The following is a 15,880-nucleotide window of genomic DNA, read 5'->3' on the forward strand; positions in this document are numbered from 1 at the left end:
TCTTTTAGTTTTCAAAAAATGAAACTTATTTAACGAGATTCTAGGCCATCTGAAGCGAACCGGAATCTGTCATTTTGAATTGGTCTATCAAGTCTTGTATCGCCGTTTTGACCTTCAGGCTAGCTTGGAGCTCATTATTGCTTGACTGGCAAGTCGTCCGGACTTCAATGCTCCATCGATGGATGGATTCTGGAGATAGTCGCCAGCTAGAAAAGTTCTTTGAGATACATTCAAAAAGTATGGGTCGCCAACGTTTCCAGAGCTAAAAACTACAGGTAAAGCGTCTTTGATTTCGTAGCTTCTTATGTGGCTAAGCTCGTTTTTTTCAATTCCTAGGACTATAGCAATCTGATCACTTATTACATCTGGGTCCATATCTGGCTTTAGGGTAGATGCCGAGATTAGATGGACACCTTTTGGTGCATAGCTTTTTGAAATCGCATCGAGTTGAACTACGGTTGCCAAATCTATCTCGGGCATTCGTGGTATTACTACGGTTGGCTCATTTGAAAGTTCTATCTCGGTTGCAAAATAGTGGCACGCAACGCTTCGATAGTTCACCTTGGCGTTGTTGCCCAGAAGAAGGTTTGCTTGATCTGGTTTTGTAGCGACTACCACAAAGTCATGGGGACGCTCGCTTCCATCTTCTAGGGTAATCGATCGGTCCGACACGGATCTTACCTTTGAGTTGAGATGGATATCTTCTGGTTCGATATTTGATGCGATCTGACTTGGTATCTCAGCCATTCCAGTATCTGGAATTACGCTATGGCCAGTTAGAAAGTTTGAAAGAGTGAATAATAACATTCGGTAGGAGGTGCTGAGGTCGTCCTCTAAAAAGACACCCTTGAAGAATGGTCTGAAATATCGGTTGATTACCGAGGCGGAGACGCCAGCTTTTTGTAGATAACCAAGCGAAGACTGCTCTTTCATGTAGAAGTAAGAGTCCCGCCGCCCTTTGAGAAGGTCAAAGGCGATTTTCGCAAGGGGATATAACTCTCCAATCGAAAAGGATTTGACCAGATTGACTGCATCGATAAGATCCCGGGATGATTCGGGAAACTTCATCAACTCCTGAGAACCATTCGAATCTACGAAGTGGACACCTTTGGTAAATGGTTTTAGGTTGATTTTAGAGGGATCAACAATTCTGCGAAAGTCAGGATATGAATCTATTAGGATTTGAAAGCCGCGATCTAAGTAAAAACCCTCTACTGAATCTGTGGCTACAATTCCTCCGATCCGGTCGCTTGCCTCGAAGATCGAGATATCGAAGCCATTTTGTTTGAGGTAGAAGCCGGCAGACAGCCCAGCCAAACCACCTCCAACGATTGAAATCTTTTTACTGATCACGCTCAAACATCCTAAATTTACTCTTGGCTCTATTTCTGGTTCTTTTAAGAGGTTAGCCTAGGGTGGGAAAATGCCTTTTTGACTCTCGAGTCAACAGAGAGTAATTCTCTCATGAGCTAGAGACGCTAATCCAAAAGGCGACACTGGGCCAAGAAAATATCCCATATTCTTTTGTGGCGAGATTGATTTGTCGATGTAATTATTGATGTGAGTGCCTAGGGGTGCTTTTGGTCTTCCAAGGTTTAGTTAATACTTGGTCGTTACAATGGCTATATTGCCAAAGTAACTAAGCTCCATTAGCGCAGAAGCCTTGAGACTTTGCCTCTGGTGGTCTCTTTAGAGAGTGATGAATTGCATTCCTTGAAGACAAATAATTCGGCGCGATCATCCAATGGGATTCGTGGTTTGAAGTCGAATCGTCGAGCTCGACGGATTCTTGGTTCGGCCTTTGCCATTGGGGTTTTGGCCTTTGGTGTCTATGTAATCAGTGGGCAGTCTGGCGAACTTGGGGGCTCTCTCGAGCTGATTGAGTCTGCGCAGTGGCCATATATAGTTCTAGCGATCTTCGCAGAAGGTGCTTCCGTGCTGGCCTTTGGCATCTTTACGATTTTGCTTTTACGAACCCGTCTTTTACGAACTGGCTTTTTCCATCCTGTAGCGATCTCGATAGCTACGACCACCATCAACAATTGCGTTCCTGGAGGCACGGCCTTTTCTTCGATCTACAGTTTTCGTGAATATCGCCAAATGGGGGCCGATTCGATCTTCGATAGTTGGGTGATAATCTCCACCAATCTTCTTTCAGGCGCTGGATTGGCTGTTCTTGCTTTGATCGGAGTCTTTGATTCGATTAGAAGTTCGGAGTTCTTGGATCTCATTTTGGTAATTCCTGGAGTGTTGGTCGTAATGGTTGGCCTCTCTTGGCTGATATCTTCACCCTCGATTTTGATAAAGATAATTAGACCATCTCTGGGGTTGACATACAGACTTATTCGCCTACCAAGAGGAGGCATAGGGGAAGTAGATGCGCTCTGTCAATCCTTTCAAGAGACGCGGCCAACGCTGAGACGAGTCTTACTGGCGACATTTGTTGCAACCTTGAATTGGGTGTTTGATGCGAGTGTTCTCGTGCTTGCATACTATGCCATCAATCAATCGATTCCCTGGCGAGGCTTGCTTCTCGCCTACGGTGCAGGACAGCTGGCAGCGAATTTGCCGATTACACCGGGCGGACTAGGAGTGGTGGAGGGGAGTCTTTCCATAGCGCTAGTCGCCTATGGGGGCGCTCAAGAGTCGGCGGTAGCAGCGGTTTTGATCTATCGCTTGATAAGCTTTTGGATGACGATTCCAATTGGCTGGGGCGCATACCTTTGGACTTCCTTTGCACGGCGGCGAAGTTCAACTCCAATAGCTGAATCTTTGCCCGTTGAAATTTTAAATGGTGATCTAAATGAGAGTTAGATTTCAAGTTGGCTCTAAGGCGCGGCTTCTTGGAGCGGCAAGTTTACTTTCTTTAGCTTTGCTTTTGTCATCCTGTGGGGGTGCATCGGCTGGGTTGGGCACGTCTTCTGCATCGTGTTTTGTGGCGTTACCGGCCTCATTTCATGTGGCGGGTAAAAATGCGCACCTCTTAGGGGTCAAACTTCTCCCATACAATATCGTGAGGCGGTTTGAGAAAAGTCTTGGCAAGGGTGCAGGATCTCACGTCTGCGTTGTTGCTTTTCAACTTCCAGATGCAAATTCGAAGTTCTCTATAGTAAAGGAGAAAGATCGAGTTCTTGGAAATTTCGAAATCGTAATCTATACCTTGGCGCAATCTAAAGTTCTAGCTATCCGACATCCAAAGTCGCTTCCTTATAAGTTTGCCCATTCATTTTCGTTTCTAATTTAACGCTCATATGCCCGGTTGAAGGTATGACGGCAATTGGCTAGAACTGAGCACTCCTAGATATGGTGACTATTGATTAGGTATCTGTCGTGAGTTAAAAGCGCCTAGCAAATTAGTTGACCTTAGGGCTTTAAAGTTTTTAACTCTCGTTTTTGTATCAATGGGCCATAATGGGCTGGGCCTATGATTTGGCTTAGCCATGTGGGTGCTTGGCCCCGAATTGACTGATTGAGTTGTCAACCACCTCTTTAAAATCTAATTCTGGGGGCAACGGGCCAGCAAAAGAATGGTATGTTCATGCAGTGGATCGATTTGATTACGCCTTGGTGTGAAGTGGTCGTTCGAACCACAAGGGATTGAGAATTTCCTTTGGGGTAGATCTTTGAAAGAGTGCCGGAAGTTCTTGAATTTTTTAGGAAAGTAGTAGAAGTTGTCTATAAGCAAGAATAAGGGGCGTGCTATTGCCAAGCTTATTGTGGCAACGCTAGTTCTTGTTGTAACCATATCCCTGGGAATCTCAGGTTATGGAACGGTTCCATCTCTTGGAAATACATTTAATCCTTTTCTAGGGGTTTGGACTATGGCCAATAATGCAAAACCTCCTGTTACGCAGACGCTTCGCCTCCCCGGATTGAACTCGGCCGTAACTGTAGCATTTGATGCCAACGGAGTACCCACCATAAATGCCAGTTCTGACCATGATCTCTTTGAAGCAATGGGTTATATTCATGCCCACTTTCGTCTTTTTGAGATGGATCTACTCCGCAGAGAGGCTTCGGGAACTCTGACTCAGATAGTTGGCAACAGCGCTCTGTCCAACGATGAACTTGAGCTGACCTTGGGATTGAATCGAACCGCTGCAGCTGAGTGGAAGAAGATAGGGAGCAAGTCGGCTTTGGGCAAGGATTTGCTTGCCTATGCCGCGGGGGTCAATTATCAAATTTCGCAGTTCAAGTCCAATCGCAACCTGCCTGCGCAATTCAAACTTCTGAAGTACACCCCAGCAAATTGGACGCCGATCGATTCGCTCTTGATTGAAGGGGATTTGACCCAGGTTTTAGATTTCAATGTAACCTCAATCGACTATCAGTTATTAGAGAAGTCATTGGGCTACACCAAGACAATGGCGCTCTTTCCAGTGGTAGCAAACAACCCTCAGGCACCGTATGATTTGGGACCATATAAGAAGGCACCACTCTCGCCGATTACACAGGTCATTCCTGGGACAACCCCAAATTCGACAGGTCGAGCTATCGCGGCTAAGACGGTCATGAACAAACCTAAGAAGCGATCGTCGGTCAAGCTTTCAGCTACTTCTTTGAAAAATGTGGATCTATCGATTCTCAATTGGGTCAATTCGTCCCAGCCCTTACTCAAAAGTGTTGGCGGCAACTCGAATAATTGGGTTGTGGACTCCACTAAGTCGGCTAATGGACATGCGATGATCGCCGGAGATCCGCATTTGCACCAGTCTTTGCCCTCGGTTTGGTATCAGATGGTTGCATCTTCTCCCACTATTGATATCTCCGGCGTTGGAATTCCAGGTCTGCCGGGAATTTTAATTGGTCATAATAAAAATATTGCCTGGAGCTTAACTAATACCCAAAATCAAGCAACCTTTTTTTATCAAGAGGTGACATCGCCAAGTCGACCCGGTGAGTATTTCTGGAAATCCAAGTGGCGAAAGATGAATGTAATTAATTACAAGATTCCACTTAGGGGTGGTGGCTACAAGAGTTACCAAGTTCGTCTGACTGTACACGGTCCGATACTCTCAAAATTTGGCATTTCAGATTCGGTCTATTGGACGGGTGCACTTCCCTCGGGAGATCTAAGCGCCATGATTGGTGTCTGGAGATCTAGCAACTTTAGTCAATTTCGCAATTCACTCAAGACTTGGCTCGCCCCCACACAGAACTTTGCTTACGCAGATGTCCATGGGAATATAGGAATTGTGGCTCCTGGCATCTATCCTCAGGTGAAAGCGGCGAGACCTTGGCTGCCTCTCTCTGGAAATGGCTCAAACGATGTAGTGGGTACTATACCTTATTCCCAAGTTCCAATGGTCTATGATCCACCTACGCACTTTGCATTTTCGGCCAATCAGCGCGAGGTTACCTCAAAGTATCCATATTACATAGGAACCTCAGCTAACTTTTTTTCCAACGGATTTAGAGCTCGCACCATAAAGAAAGTTCTGTCAAGTACGAAAAAAGTGACGATGGCTCAAATGGAGGCACTCCAGTCGAACAACGTTGATTTACTTGCTAGTGAGATTGTGCCGCTGATTAAGGGTGCTGTTGCTTCTTCGAATCCAAGTGGCGCATTCACACTATCGCCACTCTACAAACAGTATTTGTCGAGTCTTGAGAAGTGGAATTATTCGATGGACACGACTTCTTCTGCGGCAACGATTTGGTGGTACTTCCTCCAGAATTACATGACAGATACCTTTGGAGGGTTATGGTCTCGTTCTGGAGTACCAACGGCCAAGGATCCAAATTTAGTAGTGGGAACTCCCTCGACTGCACTTGTCGAAGATATAGAGGCTGCTTCTTTACACCCTTCCTCTACGGGAATATTTAATACCTCGATTACTTCGGGCCAGAGCAGGAACAAGATCATCTTCAAAGCTTTCGTCCAGACCGTGACGCAGCTTGACAAGGCCTATGGCAGTTCTTTGTCAGCTATCGAGTGGGGAAAGGTTCATAAACGCGAGTTCGTCTCATTGGCTCAAGTAAAGCAGTTCTCTTATGGGCCGTTCCCAGGCGCAGGTGACTCCTGGACTGTAGATGCAGCCGATGGGAACCTATTGAGCACTGCCGGTCCGAGTTGGCGAATGGTCGGCGAATTGGGAGTTAAGTTCGTTGGTATTATTCCAGGTGGCCAAAGCGAGAATCCTATATCACCGCTATATTCCAACCAGGCTTTAGCGTGGCGTCAAGGTCGTTATCTGCCAATGGTTCCAACCTCTGCGAGCTCGGCGATAGCGCTTTGGACGCTTCGATGACCACTATGTTCGCATTTTATTGGAAGGTAGTTCAATGATTGATCCATCCATAGTCCAGAAAAAGTCATCAAAGCTGCAATATCTGATTGTCGGAACTTTGACGGCAGTGATGGTTCTTATATCAATCTCGGGCCTTTGGGGGCTGACAATAGTGCTGGGCCTGATCTTTGGGTTGGTCAAGCTACGTCGTGGATATCGCTATCTGATCTACGCATCGACAGTCTCATTTCTTTTGGAGATGCTCTTTAAGGCTTTGATGGGGCTTGACGTTATTGGCAACGCAAGGGCAGTAGCTGAACTTGTTGGGTTAGGCTCCTTGTTTATTATTCCTTTTGTTATCTCTATTTTGGTTGGGGTGATCTTCGTTTCGGCTGGGTACTTTTTTGGCCACTCGATTAGGGCCTTTTTTTTAGAGGTGACCCGCTGGAGCTTCTTGCAGCGATGAATGATTTTTTCAATTGCTTGTGTAGTTCCAAAGGAATTCACAGGCTTTGGAGATATGATAATTTTTATTCAATAGATAAGGAGCAAAGATGCGAATCGCTAAATTTGCCGGAATTGGTGCGGCTGCACTAGTAGCTATATTGGCTATAAATTGGGTACTTCATCTCATGACATCGCTATTTTTTGGCTTTGTACTGGTGGTTGTAGTGGTTGGCGCTGGATTTTTTGTCTCAAAGACGAGAAGAGGATCTTCTAAGGGGTCCAGAAACATTTAATATTTTTGCAATGCTTGCCATCAGGCTAAATTACCAAAAGTCCTAATGTGGTGTCAGAGATGCCTAGTGTCTCGATAGCCTTAGTCCTTGCCTCAATTGCAAGGTCAAGGGCGTCATTTATATCCATACCCATCGGAAGCAATAGATCCGATGGCATTGCCTCAGGGCTCATGGTTCGAAGGCTAGACAGCCTGGCCCCTCCGGCCACGCTCCTTGAGAGTGGATCGGTCGCGATTTGAAAATCACGATGGTGAGCGATCGCTGCTATTACGTCAGGCGAAAAGTGGAGGCGTTTCATCAGTTCTGCTGCTAAATGGCAGTGGTCTATGCCGAAGAGTTCTATCTCCATTGACTTTATCTTTTGTATGGTTCGGGCATTTGCGGTGTTTTTGCATTCTGATAGGATAACTTCGTATCCGCTTGGATCGATGTGGGCCATGACGATCTCTCCCGCATTGTGGAGCAGTCCAGCGCTGAATGCACTTGTAGAGTCCTCTCGATAGCGTCTAGCGAGGTTAGAAGATCCATAAGCTACGCTCAAAGCATTAGACCAGTCTGACCATTTTAGAGGTGCTACGTGGTCAACGATGGTCATTGCCGACAAGGCTTCCAGCGTGGATAGCCCCAGGCGACAGATGGCAGTCGGAAGGTGATTGGTGGCGTTGGCTCTTTTGTAGTGCGGAGAGTTCGCCATTGAAATTAGTTGTCTCGAAAACGAAGGGTCTTCCTCGATAGCCGAAGCTATTTCACCGACCGAGATATCAGTGTCTAGGAGCAGTTCAAGCACGGCTGCCCCAGTGCTTTCACTGGAAGTAACGTTGTCAAATTGATCGATTAGTTCATCGAGTGATGGCGGCACATCGAACTCCTTGTTGGGTTGCTTCAAATTTTTCCTATGATCTAATCGTCATCCAAGCGTCTTCAAATTAATTTTTTTTTGACTCTTTTGTCAGCATTTATGGGCCATCGACCGATGATGATGGTACGCTCGGGTCAATAACATTTTGACTGTTTGTCTAAATCGAACAGCGCTCCCTTCGAGAGTCTGTTACAGGATGGTTTCTGCAGTAGCAAATTACCAAAGCTGGCCCGTATCGATTGCGAATTTGTTATTTTTGTTCCTGCTAGATGAAGGTAACGGGTAGTTGAGCAGGGCCTATTTGGAAGATTGCTGTGCTTTGGCACGAGCTTTCGGGCGAAAGTGTATTTGAGTGTTGTTTGACTCCCGGCATCGCCATCTCGCTTGCTGAGCGCAAAGACAACTTGGGCAGATTTTAAGATCGGTGATTTTCGCATTGATTAGCTCAAGGTGACTTGTTCTAGAGAATCTACTTTGATGAATAGATTTTTTATTCGAAAAGCGCCATCTTTTCAATCGAGCACCAGATAGATGCGTGCCTGGAACTCGTTTTTTAAGAAGAAAAGGGCCACCTCTTAGACGACGATAGTTAAATTGATCGAATCCCTTCATCTTTATCTGGACCCATTGGTTCGCATCTTTGGGGTTGGCTGTTTAGCACCGGTTGACCCCGACTCGCCGTGAATATCGATCGATGGTTTTTGCTATGCTCGGCAGTTGCCAAAAAGTCTTTATTTATAAGATTATGCCTACACTTATGACCGATTGGTCGGTTAGAGGTGGCTCTGATTGAGGAGATTTTATCGATTTCTACATAGGAATATGTTTCATTGCGTGTATTTAGGAGGAGTTTTTCTTGCTACATTTCGCTTCAACCTAAGAACTAGTATCTAATTACTGACCTAATAATTACTTTTTAGTTTTAGGTATTTTTGCTTTTAGCAATTATCAAGATTGGTTTGCTTGTTACTATTTTCTAGATTATTAGACATTATGGTTTGCTAGTTTATTTGGGACGGAGGCGATATTGGGTTCATAAGCCATTTGTGTTGACTTTAAATCGGTTAGATAGGTTAGCTTGTTGGCCATGGTGACGCCAGACTTTGCTGAATATCGAAATGATAATGTGCCCGTCCGGCCCCTTTTGCTATCTTGATATCTTTTTGTATGCAACGTCGGCGACGTCAAAGAGCTTTTAAACTTTCGATTTTGTGTTCAATAAAAAGGATTCATGACCGAGAGCGCGCCAAATATATATGCTGCCTTTACTGTATGGTATATTTGTTCATCTTCAATGTAGCACCGCAAAATTACCCCAAAGCCAAATTGCACGAGAATTGATTTAGAGGTTTAAGCCGCTAAGAAGTTCGACATGGTCCGATATATGACCGATCATTTTGAATCATGTCATTTGAAGATGGCTTTGAACAAATCCTTTTGGAGGCCAAGGCATTTATTATTCCGCCTAAATTTTTAGTGACTTTTATTCGGGAGTTCCGTGGATGACAAACTTTTTTTGATGTATATGGTTTTAATATCATTTATGAAACTGCTTTATTTGCCGATAAATTCACATATGGAGTTGGGTCTTCAAAGTCTCGGTAGTTCCGATGTTCGTTGTAAGAAAGTTGTATTTTTGGGATTAATTTTGGAATGCGATGAAGTTAGACCGTAAGGTTTGGTTGACAATGAACAAATGGATAGTTTTGCACATGCGCATATGGACCAGACGGCCGTGAGTAATGAATCGATACTGGCGCGTCAGCCTATATTTGATCGACTCCTTGAAGTTGTTGGGTATGAATTGTTGTTTCGGGGGAGGCTGAAAGGAAGCCCTATGGCTTCTCAAGACAAAGGGGACCTAATGACGGCTCAATTGATGGTCGATGCTTTTGTCCTGGGAATCGAACGGATTACCGGTGAGGCACTTTTGTTTCTCAACGCCGATCATCGCATCATAGCAGGGGAGGTGCCTATAGTTTTCCCCCCGGATCGTACTGTGCTCGAGATCCCTCGGACAATTCTACAAGACGATGAATTGGCTATAGCGTTACGTAGACTTTCGAACGAAGGTTTTTTACTAGCTCTAGATGATTTTGAGTGGTTCGATGGTGTAGAGAAGCTCCTGGAGGTTGTGGATTTTATTAAGGTGGATATTCAAAGGTGGAGTGATGACGAGATTACAGAGCTGATTAGGGTAGCTAAAAGATTCCATATCAATACCATCGCCTTAAAGGTGGAGACCTGGGAAGAACTAGAGAGATTCACTGAAATGGGTTTTAGCTTTTTTCAGGGTTATGTCCTTTCGAGGCCCCAGCTAATTGAAGGAAGGACTCTTGCTCCAGCGAATCTTACCAATATTCGTCTAGCAGCGGAACTCAATAAACCCGCTTCGACTTTAGATGAGGTTGCGTGCATTGTCCAGAGAGATCCGGCCTTAGCCTATAGGGTTCTTCAAGGTGCGAGCGAAGGATCATTTTACGGTATGAAGCGATCGATTAGATCTCTAAATGAGGCGATTGCTTTGCTGGGCTGGAGAAGGTTGCAGACCTGGGTTACCTTGATGCTTTTGGTGGAGCCCGCGAACATACCCGATCAGCGTATTGCGACTGCGCTTATTAGAGCTCGCCTTTGCGAGCAACTAGCAATCTTCGTAGATCCAGAGCTAGCCAATGCTGCATATACAACTGGTCTGCTTTCAAGTCTCGACCTTTTGCTGGGGGTGCCGGTGCAGGAGGTCCTGGCTGGTCTGCCGATTGATCCAGAGGTTGCTTCAGCAGCTCTATTCCTTGAGGGTGATCTGGGCAAGATTTTGGCTGAGGCAGAATTTCTCCAGCTCGGATTCTTGGGCAGCGGCGAACTCGAGGATGATTTTGCTAGCCAACACAATATCCCTATCTCAAAGTTGCAACTGGTCTATTTAGATGCTGTAGAGTGGGGCGACCAGATGACGAGGGCGCTGGTCTCCTCCCTTTTAGCGTGAGACGGGCAAGATCGGCGACCGCTTTGGAGATAGCGATGGTTTGGGACGAGCCTTTTGTGCCATCGAAAGTCATTCATGGAATTCAATAATCAGTTTTTATCGTTTATTGATAATCCTGCTGGTATTCATTTCTCTCCGGGACGTATGATTCCGAGTTCGTAGGCCATTACGACGGCTTGAACACGATCCCTAAGACCGAGTTTAGCTAAAAGGTGAGATACGTGACTTTTTACTGTGGTTTCAGAGACAAAAAGTCTTTCCGCAACTTCTGAATTCGACATTCCTTGCGCTAGAAGTTTTAGGACTTCCATCTCACGAGCGCTTAGACCTTCTATCGCACGATTTGCAATCACTTCATCTTGTTGGGGGACTCGGACCATTTCAAGGACCAATCGGGTTATCTCTGGAGCTAGGGCGGCATCTCCAGCAGCTACTGCTCGAACAGATCTCACTAATTCTTGGGGAGTGGCATCCTTTAAAAGGAAGCCACTTGCACCTGCACGAAGTGCGCCTATGACGTATTCATCAAGATTGAAGGTAGTAAGAATTAGAACTTTGGTATCTTTTATTTGCCGTGTTGCCTTGAGGCCGTCCAAAATGGGCATTCTTATGTCCATGAGTGCAATATCTGGATGATATGTTTCGCACAACGATACCGCCGTGGCTCCGTCACCAGCCTCTGCGACAACCTTGATATCTTCCTGGGCCTCTAAGATCATCCTAAATCCCGACCGCATGAGGGGCTGATCGTCTGCTATGACCACTTTAATCAACTTGTTCTCCCTTTTTGGAAAGTGGAATCTGAGCTTCGACTCGAAAGATATCATCGGATGCATATCCTGCATCGAGAGAGCCGTTGAACAGGTTTACACGTTCTTTCATTCCAGCGATTCCATGGCCATCGCCCCCTAGGTGGTGGCGAAACGGTCCGTAGTTTTCTATTGTTATGGCAAGTTCCTTGCCTCGATATTCGACCTCTACAAAACCACTTACTCCGATACCGTACTTTACGATATTGGTTAGAGATTCTTGGACTACCCGGAAGACCGTTGTTCCTAGGGTCTCTGATAAATCTATCGCTTGGCCCTTTATTCGATAGTTGATCGCGTAACCGGCATCGTTCGCTCGGCTAACTAGAGCTTCTATCTCGTGTATTCCGGGTGCTGGCGAGAGAGGTAGTATTGAATTTTCTCGGTCATTTCGAAGTACATTGAGCATGCGGCGCATCTCAGACATAGCTCCTCGCCCGGTATCTGCAAGCTGATCAAGCGAATCCCTAAGTGGAGATGCAGGCGGTAGCGACTCCCTGATCGCACCTGCTTGGACTATCATTAGCGAGACGTGATGAGCTACTACATCGTGGAGGTCTCGGGCGATTCTAACCCTCTCATCATTTACAGCTTGAGCGGCTAAAAGCTCTCTTTCTCTTTCTAGCTGCGCCGATCTGTCTCGAAGTTCTTTAACGTAGGCTTGATTTGTCCCAATCCAAAGTCCAAATGATGAAACCGGAACAACGATTGAGAGTGCGGCTAAGGCGCCTCTTACCAAATAGTGACCAATGCCTAGTGCTACCGAATCAATAAAATATGCCACGGTAACTACCGCAGCCATCACGATGATCTTCTTTGGTGGCTTAAGGACCGAAAAGGCGAAGATTCCAATAAGAAGTGGAATTGGATAGACCGTCTGGTATTGAGATGATCGTTCTATTACTGTAAAGATTAAGACGATGGCCACCGTAAAAGTTGGCCATCGTCGAGATAGCGAAAGTAGGGCAATGCCGATCAACCCCGCCATTGAGTAGATGACTACCACAGTTTGCTTAGTGGAGGGCACCGATCCAAGCTCGTGAAACATAATTGCGACGTTCACGATCATCAAAAAGGCGATCAAAGCGCCGAAAGCGATTGTCGATCGGCGCTTTCCATTCCCAATGAGGTAGGGCGATCTAGATAAGATCTTGTCGGTTGAAATTCCCATTGTTTAAGATGCTAGGCATCCATTCTGACAGTTCGCACCGCGCCTAGCCCCAGCACGACTGCTGACCATACTATAAGAACTATCACGGCTGTTATAACGCCTTCATTGATTGGAACCGAAAATGGTCCGCCTCGAGCCGAGTTGAGCGCATGTTGAGCAACCAAAGGTAGCGCCTTCCTGGATGACCCAAGAAAAGTGATCGCTGCAATTAGTCGTTGAGCAAAGAGTACCCAAACTAACAGAACCCCAACTGTGATGGATCGTGAGAGTGTGAGGCTCGCAAAGCCGAGCGAGAGGGTGAGATAAAAGATCGTCACCGCAATTGTCACTATTGCATTCCTAAAGAAGTCACCGGCTGTTGGGTTGGGAAGATTACCGTGGAAGATAATCGTTCCAACTATACCCAAGGCGAGGGCGGCGATGAGAAATGGCAGGTAAAACAGAATTGCTCCAGCCACTCGAGCTAAATAGAGCGAAGTCCTGGATCGTCCACTTGCCACAAGATCACGAAATACCCCCGAGCTTTCGTCGCTTGATCCGGCATATGCCCCGATGATAATCGCTGCAGTCGAACCTATGAAGGTTAGAATCGTGATTAGGTTATGGAAATTGCTGGTCCCACCAGCTGGGCCATGTGAAGTCGAGTTGTAGAGGTGTAGCCCCTCTGCGACTGCGAAGTCGACGATGACAACGCCAACCGTGAGGAGTAGAGCAGTTAAAAATTGCCCTCGGTTCCGACGAAGTTTAAGTACCTCCGAGGAGACCATCTTTCTTAGAAACCACATTTGTTAATCTTTCTTTCTAGTGAATTCCCATATTTGAGGTAATCGACAGGAACTCGTCTTCGAGAGTCTTGCGAGTCGGTGAGAATTTTTCTACTAATACGCCCGCCAATACCAGATCCGAGTTGACCTGCGATGGCTTTACCTCGGGGTTGAGCTCAAATTTCAGTTGGTTTTTCCCAACTAACTCGACGCTCGAAACATAGGAGAGGCGGGAGAGTACGCTAAGGGCACCTTCGCTGTCTCCGACCTCTATCTCAACTTCGCCCGATGGATTTCCGAACATCTCGGAGAGATTTCCCTGGCGGATGATTTGCCCTTGGTCCACGATTGAGACAGCATCACACGTCTTTTCAATCTCATCAAGTAGGTGAGAAGAGATGACAACCGTTCTGCCCTCGCCAACAAATGCTCGAATCAGAAGTCTAAATTCCATTATTCCAGCAGGATCCAGGCCGTTCATTGGCTCATCTAGAATCAAGAGCTCGGGGTCAGTCAATAGGCATCGAGCAATTCCTAGACGTTGTCGCATCCCCAATGAATACGACTTAACCTTGTCTTTTGATCGTTCGCCCAGGCCGACCCGTTCGAGCGATTCCCCGATTCGTTTCTCCGCTTCGGGTCCGCGGACTGCTGCAGCGATGCGTAGGTTTTCTAGCGCTGTCATATATTCGTGGAACCGAGGTTCCTCTACGATTGCTCCAACCTTAGCAAGTGCCAGAGAGCGGTGTTCGGGGACTTTTTCGCCTAGCATCCACATCTGCCCGGATGTGGATGGCGTAAGACCAAGCAGCATCCTTATCAGAGTGGTCTTTCCTGCGCCATTGGGGCCAAGATAGCCAAAGGCGACGCCTCTAGGTATCGTAAGATCAACGGAGTTAACTGCGATCTTGTCACCATATTTTTTAGTGAGACCTTCAGTTCTCACTGCAAAGTTGTTTTCCATGTTAGATAAGTAAAGTCGCCATTTTTGATTCGACCAATGATCCAAGGGATGATTTCAGGGCTCATCCGAAAGTTGTGGTTCGATAAGTTGTGGTTCGATAAGTTGTGGTTCGATAAGTTGTGGTTCTACCAGGCTTTTCGATAGTCCTCGCTCACTCTTAGATGACCATAGATGACCATAGATGAATAGTTCGTGCCCCTAGGCGGGCAGACATGGTAACTCCGGCATCTTTGTTTACCCCAGGTTCTGGCCTATTAGATCTAAACAAGTCGATGCGAATTGGAGATGGCCAAAGAAAACAGAATCGGCCTTGTGGCATCTCCCCTTTGCAATTGGCTCTTGTTCTTGTTAGTTGGAATCGCAGTGCTAAAAGGTGGTCTACAACTTTTGGATGACAGACAAATCGTTCTTAGAGAGATCTAAATGGCGATCGGTGATTCTTGCTATCACTTCTGTCGATTTATTGTTAGTGGTGATTTAGCATGATTTTGTTTAGTTGAACATCCATGTAGTAGTTCAGAGTCAATAGAGTTGGTTTGAGGTGGTCTGAGTTGACTTCCTTCAAATCACCTAGTGATCATTTTCTCGTCTCGCCAAGGCAAAGATTATTGTAACTCCGGAAATTATTTTGAACCTAATATAGTTTTGTTATTTGAAGTAATTAATGATTAGACATACATCTTTCAACTCAAGACCTTTGGACGAATGGCCAAGTAGGCCCCTTTGGGGTTGAGTGAAGTTGGAATATTACCAAAAAGAGAGGGAAATAAGTTTTGCCCGAGGGAAACAATCTTTCAGGAAATCCTTTTGAGGGTGAGACTGAACGCGATGCTAGGCCGTTCGAGCTTCTGTCTAGGATGTCGGGCGTGTTGAAAACTCTTCGGGATACCAACATAAAAGAGATAGTAGGAGATGTTCCAGAACCTTCGCCTCGTCACATTATTGCACTCTCTCATATCGTGATATTCCAGCCAATCTCAGTCTCTGACCTAGCGGTACATCTTCACGTCTCTTTGGCTACCACTTCGAATCTGGTGAGCCAATTGAGCAATGGAGGGCTGGTGGATCGAACTGAAGACCCCAACGATCATAGACGGACGTTGGTAACGCTTTCTAAGGATAAAGGAACTGTAGCTGCACAATTGATTCATCAGCGAATGGAACCGATCATAGGCGGCATCAACAAGATGGGAAATGATCGATTTCGAATGTTATGTGAACTTTTGGATGAACTTTTGGAAGGGATAGAGTCGAATCCACGCAATCCTACGGTGTTGGATCGGGAGGTGGAGACTTGACAATCCAGGGTAGATAGTTGTTTTTGGATTATCGATTATTCGCCAAATTTTAGAGTGAGTCA

Annotated in this window: 14 protein-coding genes; 8 read left to right on the top strand and 6 right to left on the bottom strand. The window is 46.0% G+C overall.

Annotated features, from left to right (window positions below):
* Nucleotides 1-114: 114 nt before the first annotated feature.
* On the bottom strand, nucleotides 115-1,353 hold the full coding sequence (locus tag ACIDITHRIX25_RS83165; protein WP_201731958.1) for an NAD(P)/FAD-dependent oxidoreductase: 1,239 nt from the start codon (nucleotides 1,351-1,353) through the stop codon (nucleotides 115-117).
* 360 nt (nucleotides 1,354-1,713) lie between these two features.
* Here ACIDITHRIX25_RS83165 and ACIDITHRIX25_RS83170 point away from each other — a divergent pair, with 360 nt between their 5' ends.
* The 5 genes from ACIDITHRIX25_RS83170 (at nucleotide 1,714) to ACIDITHRIX25_RS83190 (ending at nucleotide 6,970) form a co-directional block, all read left to right on the top strand.
* Nucleotides 1,714-2,814, top strand: a complete 1,101-nt coding sequence (locus tag ACIDITHRIX25_RS83170) for a lysylphosphatidylglycerol synthase transmembrane domain-containing protein (protein WP_213333475.1) — start codon at nucleotides 1,714-1,716, stop codon at nucleotides 2,812-2,814.
* A complete protein-coding gene (locus tag ACIDITHRIX25_RS83175) occupies nucleotides 2,804-3,244 on the top strand; it encodes a hypothetical protein (protein ID WP_201731960.1) in 441 nt (146 codons plus the stop codon). Before ACIDITHRIX25_RS83170 ends, ACIDITHRIX25_RS83175 begins: the two co-directional genes overlap by 11 nt.
* A 427-nt stretch (nucleotides 3,245-3,671) precedes the next feature.
* On the top strand, nucleotides 3,672-6,251 hold the full coding sequence (locus ACIDITHRIX25_RS83180; protein ID WP_201731961.1) for a penicillin acylase family protein: 2,580 nt from the start codon (nucleotides 3,672-3,674) through the stop codon (nucleotides 6,249-6,251).
* Between the two features lie 34 nt (nucleotides 6,252-6,285).
* Nucleotides 6,286-6,696, top strand: a complete 411-nt coding sequence (locus tag ACIDITHRIX25_RS83185; RefSeq protein WP_201731962.1) for a hypothetical protein — start codon at nucleotides 6,286-6,288, stop codon at nucleotides 6,694-6,696.
* Between the two features lie 88 nt (nucleotides 6,697-6,784).
* Nucleotides 6,785-6,970 (top strand): hypothetical protein, encoded by a 186-nt coding sequence (locus ACIDITHRIX25_RS83190; RefSeq protein ID WP_052607232.1) that lies wholly within the window; start codon nucleotides 6,785-6,787, stop codon nucleotides 6,968-6,970.
* Nucleotides 6,971-6,995: 25 nt separating this feature from the next.
* Here the strand turns inward: ACIDITHRIX25_RS83190 and ACIDITHRIX25_RS83195 are convergent, their stop codons facing one another.
* Nucleotides 6,996-7,829 carry an HDOD domain-containing protein gene (locus ACIDITHRIX25_RS83195; protein WP_213333476.1) on the bottom strand — a complete coding sequence of 278 codons (834 nt, stop codon included), beginning with the start codon at nucleotides 7,827-7,829 and terminating at the stop codon, nucleotides 6,996-6,998.
* A 1,837-nt stretch (nucleotides 7,830-9,666) separates the two neighbouring features.
* Between ACIDITHRIX25_RS83195 and ACIDITHRIX25_RS83200 the strand changes: the two genes are divergently transcribed.
* The gene (locus tag ACIDITHRIX25_RS83200; protein WP_349632175.1) at nucleotides 9,667-10,812 is read left to right on the top strand and encodes an EAL and HDOD domain-containing protein; all 1,146 of its coding nucleotides are present in this window, start codon (nucleotides 9,667-9,669) and stop codon (nucleotides 10,810-10,812) included.
* A gap of 125 nt (nucleotides 10,813-10,937) precedes the next feature.
* Here the strand turns inward: ACIDITHRIX25_RS83200 and ACIDITHRIX25_RS83205 are convergent, their stop codons facing one another.
* From ACIDITHRIX25_RS83205 to ACIDITHRIX25_RS83220, 4 genes are read right to left on the bottom strand one after another with little or no spacing between them, the layout of a single operon-like run.
* A complete protein-coding gene (locus tag ACIDITHRIX25_RS83205) occupies nucleotides 10,938-11,639 on the bottom strand; it encodes a response regulator transcription factor (RefSeq protein WP_201731965.1) in 702 nt (233 codons plus the stop codon).
* The gene (locus tag ACIDITHRIX25_RS83210; RefSeq protein ID WP_201731966.1) at nucleotides 11,578-12,792 is read right to left on the bottom strand and encodes a sensor histidine kinase; all 1,215 of its coding nucleotides are present in this window, start codon (nucleotides 12,790-12,792) and stop codon (nucleotides 11,578-11,580) included. The genes ACIDITHRIX25_RS83205 and ACIDITHRIX25_RS83210 overlap by 62 nt, the downstream gene beginning before the upstream one ends.
* 11 nt (nucleotides 12,793-12,803) lie before the next feature.
* A complete protein-coding gene (locus ACIDITHRIX25_RS83215; protein WP_052607237.1) occupies nucleotides 12,804-13,577 on the bottom strand; it encodes an ABC transporter permease in 774 nt (257 codons plus the stop codon).
* A 16-nt stretch (nucleotides 13,578-13,593) separates the two neighbouring features.
* Complete coding sequence (locus tag ACIDITHRIX25_RS83220) at nucleotides 13,594-14,502, bottom strand: ABC transporter ATP-binding protein (RefSeq protein ID WP_052607238.1); 909 nt, start codon at nucleotides 14,500-14,502, stop codon at nucleotides 13,594-13,596.
* 303 nt (nucleotides 14,503-14,805) lie between these two features.
* Between ACIDITHRIX25_RS83220 and ACIDITHRIX25_RS83225 the strand changes: the two genes are divergently transcribed.
* Nucleotides 14,806-14,943: a hypothetical protein gene (locus tag ACIDITHRIX25_RS83225; protein WP_201731967.1), complete on the top strand. Its 138-nt coding sequence runs from the start codon at nucleotides 14,806-14,808 to the stop codon at nucleotides 14,941-14,943.
* Nucleotides 14,944-15,293: 350 nt separating this feature from the next.
* Nucleotides 15,294-15,818, top strand: a complete 525-nt coding sequence (locus ACIDITHRIX25_RS83230) for a MarR family winged helix-turn-helix transcriptional regulator (RefSeq protein WP_052604570.1) — start codon at nucleotides 15,294-15,296, stop codon at nucleotides 15,816-15,818.
* Nucleotides 15,819-15,880 lie beyond the last annotated feature (62 nt).

This window comes from Acidithrix sp. C25, assembly GCF_904848545.2.